A 5,073-nucleotide genomic window follows, 5' to 3' on the forward strand; every position below is an offset into this window, starting at 1 on the left:
CACGCCAAACGCGGACACCGCTATGCACCGGTCGCGCTTGGCGTGTCGACGCATTCGGGTGGCGGGCACCGTGCGGCGCGGTCTGCAGGCGATCTGGGCGCAGAGGGGCGCTCAGCGCCAGGGCGAAGGCTCCTTGGCTAGCGGCTTGCCGAAGTTCTCGGCGAATTCGTCGGTCGGCTCCTGAAGCCATGCGCCGTCTTCGTTCGCCAAAGGTGTTCGATTTGCTGGATGACGCTGCCGCCATCCCGTATTCGTCCCGTGACTGCATCGGTTGCTGACGGAGGCGACGAAGTGCAGGCCATCGCACCGCACTGACCCGCAGAGGGTTATTCCTGCTGGTACGACTGGGAATAACCCTCAGCGGCCCGGTGGCCGTGACCTGCTCGGCTGATTGCCCGCGGAGCGCAGAAACAAGCTTCCAAACTAGCTACGCGGGTTCAATTCCCGTCGCCCGCTCCAATGAACCGCGCCAACACAGCGGTTCTCTGTTGCTCGAACGCATGTTCGGCCTCCGGCGGCGACTACAGCGGGGGCTTGACGTTCGACCAAGGCCTCGCTGCCTCGTAGTTCGCCGCGGCGCGCAGGACGGCAGCATCGGCGCGGTGCCGCCCGGCGATCTGCAGCCCGACGGGCCTGCCGTCGCTGGTGAAGCCCGCGGGCACGGTGATGGCCGGGGTCGTCGTCATGTTGTAGGGGTAGGTGAGCAACCAGCCGAGCAATTGACGTTGCAGCGACTGGCCATCGAGCCACTCGGGCGCGAACCGATCGAGCGGAAAGGTGGGAGTGGCCAAGGTGGGGCTGACCAGGATGTCGTAGGTCCGCATGAACTCACTGAACGTGTCCCACATCCGGCCGCGGAACGCCTCTGCCCTGCCGATCTCGACTGCGGTCAGAGTTTCGGCCTGAGCGAAGATCTCGATGAGCTGATCGTCAACCTGACCGCTCAGCGTCTTCCAGTCGAGCACGTCGTACTCGCACGAGTAACCGGGAACCCACAAGCCCTTCCACATGGCTTCCTCGGGATGACCCCAGGCGGGGGTGGCTTCTTCAACCACGGCGCCAAGGGATTCGAAGGCGCGCACCGCATCTGAGCACACCGCCACCACTTCGGGGTCGACGTGGCCGAGGCCCAAGTCGGACGACCAGGCCACCCGCCATCCGGTGATGTCGCCCTCGACGGCCGTCGCGTAGTCGATCCCGTCGTCCGGCACGCTGTTCGGGTCGGAGTCCGATGGGCCGGACATGACCGAGAACATCAACGCCGCGTCCGCGACGGTGCGGGTGATCGGCCCGTGGAACACGTGCGTGTAATGCCGCCCGTCGAGAAGGGTGTGCGGGATGCGGCCGAGCGACGGTTTGAACCCGACCACGCCGCACATCGCCGACGGGATGCGCACCGAGCCCGCACCGTCCGCACCCTCGGCCAACGGCCCGAGTCCCGAGGCCACCGCCGCGGCTGCCCCGCCACTGGAACCGCCTGCGGTGTGGCCGTGTTTCCACGGATTGTGGGTGGGGCCGTAGAGATGGCTGTCGGCGCCTCCGTAGTAGCCGAACTCCGGGGCGTTCGTCTTGCCGAGAAACAGGCCGCCGGCTTCCTTCAACCGAGTCACGACGGTGGCATCGTGCGACCCCACGGTCCCGGCCAGAGGTTTCAGTGAGGAGTCGAACGGCAGCCCCGCCATCGTGGTCAGGCCCTTGATCGAGAACGGGACGCCGTGCAGTGGTCCTCGAATCCTGCCCTCGGCACGTTCCTGCTGCAGCGTCGCGGCATCGTCGATGACCTGTTCGCGGTCGAAGTGGATGTAGGCGTTGAGCTGCGGATTGAAGGCTTCGATCCGGTCGGCGAACATGGTCGCGATCTCCGTGGGCGTGATCGAACCGGCCCGCACGGCGTCGGCGAGCTCGGTGGCGGGCGTCCAGCACAGTTCGGCGTCGGGCATCGCTACAGTCTGGAACGTGAGTGACCGCTCCGCATCCGGAGAATCGTCGACGCACCGAGCTGCGGTTCCCGTCGTCAGCTGGAGTCGGCCGATTCGCGGGCCGATTCGGCGCCCATTCCTGTAGGTACGCTGGACGTCATGACCGGCGCCCTGCTCATACTCATCGTCATCCTCGTCGCAGCCATCGGGCTCGCCGTCTACGCCACCTCGAAGGCTTCCGGCAAGCGCACTGCGGCCTCCCTCGACGATGCGAAGGCGGACGCGCGGCGCGCCATCGACCGGCTCGGCGGGCAGGTGATCAACCTGACGGGAACCGACGACGCCTCCAAACAGGCGCTGGCCGACGCCTCCGAGCGCTTCAACGCCGCGGGGTCGCAGATCGACCAGGCCACCACCGCCCGACAGGCGCTGCTCGCCAAGGAGAGCGCCATGGAAGGGCTGTACTACGCGCGTGCGGCGCGGGTCGCGATGGGCATGGATCCCGGACCCGAACTCGAGTCGCTCTCAGGACAGAATGCGGCGGGCACCGTGACCGAGGACCGCCGGGTTCAGTACGAGGGCCGCGACATCGAGGCCTCGCCCACTCCGTCGCAACGCACCCCGAACTACTACCCCGGCGGTCGCGTGGCAGGCAGGCCCGTACCTGCGGGCTGGTACTCCGAGCCGTGGTGGAAGCCCGCCCTGGTGGCGGGCGCCTGGGGTGTCGGCTCGGTGCTGTTGTTCAGCACGCTGTTCTCGGGCATGGGCGGTGTCGGCTACGGCGCGCAAGGGTTCGAGAACGGCTACGGCGACGGCTTCCAGGACGGTCTCGACCAGGGCCAGCTCGACGGTGGGGGCGATCAGATGGGCCAGGACGGCGGCTGGGGTGACGGCGGTAGCGACGGCGGCGGCTGGGGCGGTGACGGTGGCGGCGACAGTGGCGGCGGCGGTTGGGATTTCGGCGGCGGCGGCGGCGACTTCGGCGGCTTCTAGCCTGACGTCATGGCTGCCTACGTCATCTCCGAAGTCGAGATCCTCGACGAATCCTTCGCGGATCGTTACCGGACGCTGGCCGCGGCGTCCATCGAGGAGCATGGCGGTCGCTATCTGGTCCGGGGTGCCGTCCCCGACGCCGTCGAGGACGAGATCCTGCCACGCAGGCGACTGGTCATCGTCGAGTTCCCAGACATGGACACCGCCAGGCGGTGGTACGCCTCCGCGGCATACGCGGAAGCGCTCGCCCTCCGCGACCGGGCGCTGACGCGTCGCCTGCTGTTCGTCGAGGGTGTTTAGAGCCGACTTTCCAGCCGCGCCGACACCCCGGCCTCCTGCAGGTCGAGGCGCTCCAGCATGGCCCGCGCAGCCTCATCCTCGAGGCGGCCGTCGTCGCGCTCGGCGATCAGCGCGGACCGTTGCGCCTTCAGCACGTCGAGGTAGAGCGTCGCGAACACCTCCGCCCGCTGGCTGCGCGTCGCGGGGTCGGGCATCTCGTCGGCGTCCTGCGACTGGCGGGCAATGGTGTTGCGGATCTCGAGCAGAACGCGCGGATCCAGCCCTTCCGGTGGGTTCGACCTGAACTCGGCCAACACCTCGTCGGCGGCCTCGTGCACCACCCGTTCGGCCTTGAGCGTCTCCTCACGTTCATAGGCGCTCTCGTCCTCCGACAGGTTTAGGCGACTGATCAACAGAGGCAGCGTCGCACCCTGGATCAACAGCGTGCCGACACTGACGACGAAGGCGATGGCCTGAATGGTCGCGCGCTCGGGAAACGGCTCGCCCGCCGCCGGCGTCACGGGGATGGCGGCAGCGGCGGCGAGGGTGACCACGCCGCGCATTCCGGTCCACGACACGACGACGTTCTCCTGCCACGTCAGCGACCGGCGGTCGATGAGCGAGCGCCACTTGCCCGGCGGTTTACCGCGCCGACGGGTGCCCAGCGCGCCCCGGCCCCCGCGCTCGGGAGCCGGCACGCTGAGCCTGTTCTCGACGTGGCTCGAGAGCTTGCTGCGACCGAACATCACCAACACCGACAGTGGCCGAATCAGCATCACGAAGGCCAACACGATCAGCGCGGCGATGGCGACCTCGGCCAGTGACTCGTGAGCCTCCCGAAGATCCTCCAATACGAATCGAAGGTGCAGACCGATGTAGGCGAACACGAACGCCTCGAGCAGCACGTCCACCGAGTTCCACACGTAGCGCTCCTGCAGCCGGGTCTGATAACCCGCGCCGAGAGCGCCGTTGCCGACGACGAACCCCGCAACGACGACGGCCAGCACACCCGACGCGTGCAGTTCCTCGGCAGCGATGAACGCCGCGAAGGGCACGACCAGCCCCTGCACCGTCTCCAGGCCAGGATTGGCGAGTCGCTTGCGAATCCACAGCGTCACGAATCCCAGTGCGGCGCCGACGATCGGCCCGAGGACGGCGCTGTAGCCGAACAGCAGAAACGGATTCTCGATGAACGTGTGGCTGCCCGCGACCTGCGCGACTGCGATGGAGAACAGCGTCAGCGCGGCGGCATCGTTGATGAGGCTCTCGCCGGTGAGGATCGCCATCACCTTCTTCGGCAGGCCCAGTTTGCGCCCCACCGCGACGGCCGTCACCGCATCGGGCGGGGCCACGATCGCGCCGAGGATGAGCGCCGTTCCGAACGTCAACGGCACCACCACCAGCCATGAGGACACCGCGGCAACGGCGAACGCGGTGACGACGACGAGCCCGACGCCAAGGCCGAGGATCGGTCGGATGTTGCGAAGGAAGGTCGGGAACGAGAAGTCCAGCGCCGCGGAATAGAGCAGCGGCGGCAACACCACCGTCAGCAGGATGTGCGAATCCAGTTCTGGCGCTTCGAATCCAGGCACGAACGATGCCGCGATACCGATGAGGACGATGATCAGGGCGGGTTCGAGCCCGCGCCGATGCGCGACGGCGGTGACGACGATGGCCCCGACGACGACCAGGATGAGTTCCACCCGCCAATTGTCCCGTCAAACCGTCGTCGGTGCCCGCCGGCTACACCTGGCAGGTCGGACACCAGAACAGGTTGCGCGCCTCCATCGCCTCGGTACGGATCGCCGTGCCGCACACCCGGCACGGCTCCCCCGCGCGCCGATACACGTAGGTGCGTGGCCGGCCCGGCCGATACGAAGGC

At 67.8% G+C, this 5,073-nt stretch carries 6 protein-coding genes; 3 read left to right on the forward strand and 3 right to left on the reverse strand.

Annotated features, from left to right (window positions below; all coding sequences use genetic code 11):
- On the forward strand, positions 1-184 hold a 184-nt coding region (locus tag QOI01_RS24745), incomplete at its 5' end, for a hypothetical protein (RefSeq protein WP_526385674.1).
- Positions 185-521: 337 nt separating this feature from the next.
- On the opposite strand, the gene QOI01_RS24750 is transcribed toward QOI01_RS24745, so the two are convergent.
- Entirely contained in the window at positions 522-1,940 is a 1,419-nt protein-coding gene (locus QOI01_RS24750; protein WP_526385676.1) for an amidase, read from the reverse strand.
- A gap of 138 nt (positions 1,941-2,078) precedes the next feature.
- On the opposite strand from QOI01_RS24750, the gene QOI01_RS24755 reads away from it, so the two are divergent.
- Positions 2,079-2,912 (forward strand): DUF1542 domain-containing protein, encoded by an 834-nt coding sequence (locus QOI01_RS24755; RefSeq protein WP_526385677.1) that lies wholly within the window; start codon positions 2,079-2,081, stop codon positions 2,910-2,912.
- Positions 2,913-2,921: 9 nt separating this feature from the next.
- Positions 2,922-3,212: a DUF1330 domain-containing protein gene (locus QOI01_RS24760; RefSeq protein WP_526385679.1), complete on the forward strand. Its 291-nt coding sequence runs from the start codon at positions 2,922-2,924 to the stop codon at positions 3,210-3,212.
- Here the strand turns inward: QOI01_RS24760 and QOI01_RS24765 are convergent.
- On the reverse strand, positions 3,209-4,894 hold the full coding sequence (locus QOI01_RS24765; RefSeq protein WP_526385681.1) for a cation:proton antiporter: 1,686 nt from the start codon (positions 4,892-4,894) through the stop codon (positions 3,209-3,211). The genes QOI01_RS24760 and QOI01_RS24765 overlap by 4 nt on opposite strands.
- A 40-nt stretch (positions 4,895-4,934) precedes the next feature.
- Positions 4,935-5,073 (reverse strand): zinc finger domain-containing protein (locus QOI01_RS24770; RefSeq protein WP_526385683.1); only part of this gene is annotated, 139 nt, incomplete at its 5' end.

Origin of the sequence: Mycobacterium sp. (assembly GCF_032162605.1) — a bacterium.
Classification (GTDB): Bacteria; Actinomycetota; Actinomycetes; order Mycobacteriales; family Mycobacteriaceae; genus Mycobacterium.